The sequence below is a fragment of the Enterocloster citroniae genome, from assembly GCF_040545455.1.
Lineage (GTDB): Bacteria > Bacillota > Clostridia > Lachnospirales > Lachnospiraceae > Enterocloster > Enterocloster citroniae.
This window is the reverse complement of sequence record NZ_JBEPLZ010000068.1, coordinates 1-1,113: the sequence shown is the minus strand read 5'-3', so window position 1 is coordinate 1,113 and position 1,113 is coordinate 1. Positions and strand designations below refer to the sequence as shown.

General features: G+C 48.9%; 1 protein-coding gene. It reads right to left on the bottom strand.

The genetic code is table 11. The features are described from left to right. On the bottom strand, positions 1 to 1,113 hold a 1,113-nt coding region (locus tag ABID13_RS28610), incomplete at both ends, for a DDE-type integrase/transposase/recombinase (RefSeq protein ID WP_354021391.1).

The following is a 1,113-nucleotide window of genomic DNA, read 5'->3' as shown; positions in this document are numbered from 1 at the left end:
CATGCCGTTTTTCTGCATATTCAGGATGGTCTGCTGGCCAAGGAAGATGAGAAGCTGCCACTTGCCAGGCATGTTGTCGGCACCGGCCAGCATCTCCACTTCGTTGAGGACTTTGTACTGATTGTGTTTATGAGGGCGAAGGAAGTTGTAGTAAGCGACCCAGAGGGCAAGTTCATAGTTGGCGCCATCGATGTTGTCGAAGCCGTTTGTGTGACGGTAAGATGCTTTATAGGTACGGTTCAGCCGTTCAATCATCTGTTTGAATGGACGGTGTTCCTTAGAAACAGCATCGTTGTTGGTAAGCCCAATCACCTGAGTGATATGGAATGTAAAGGGTTTCCCGAAGTTCTTTACGAATTCCATTGCGGCGAGCGGATAGGCGCTGTAACCATCCGCAATGAACTTAAAGTTCTCCGGCAGCTTTGTAAGGCCTTGGAAAGCCATCCGCATAGCGAGGATACAGGGGCCGATGCCACGGTTGTCAGATACCTGATAACCGATGATGGAACGGCTTGCGGCATTCATGATGAGCCAGATATAGGTTTTAATGCCACGGATTTTAATATAAGTTTCATCCGCGGTGAAGGCAGCCCCCTTTTCGTATGGATACTGGTCGACAAAAGGCTTAATGCAGACAGCGGCGGTTTTGCAGTAGTTGGCAATCTGCTGGTGTGAGAGGCTGATGTTATAGAGGTCTTTTAGTGCCTGGGAGGTTTTCCTCAGGGAAAGGCCGAGGTTGACATGTAGGGTCAGGGCCAGGGACATGACATGAGCATTGTGCTTGTTGAATTTCAGGGAGGAGGCGTTCTTAGGCAGGGAGTTCAGGTCCATGCTGAAAAAATCCACAGTAAACTCGCGGTAGATGTAGTGGAGTTTATATTTATTTTTGCCGAATTCATCTTTCAGGTCCTGATTATCCACTTTTTTGAGGTTGTGGAGATAGTAAGGGCACTTCGGGTTGACACACTTATGGATGGTGAAGTGTTTGCGGTCTTTCTTGGGGACAAGGGAGCTGCTGCAATGCGGGCAACGGAGTTTCGTCAACAAAAAACGGCTCTCATCCGGAGAGAACCTGGTATCACAGATTTTGCACAGGAGCTGCCCTTTGGAGCC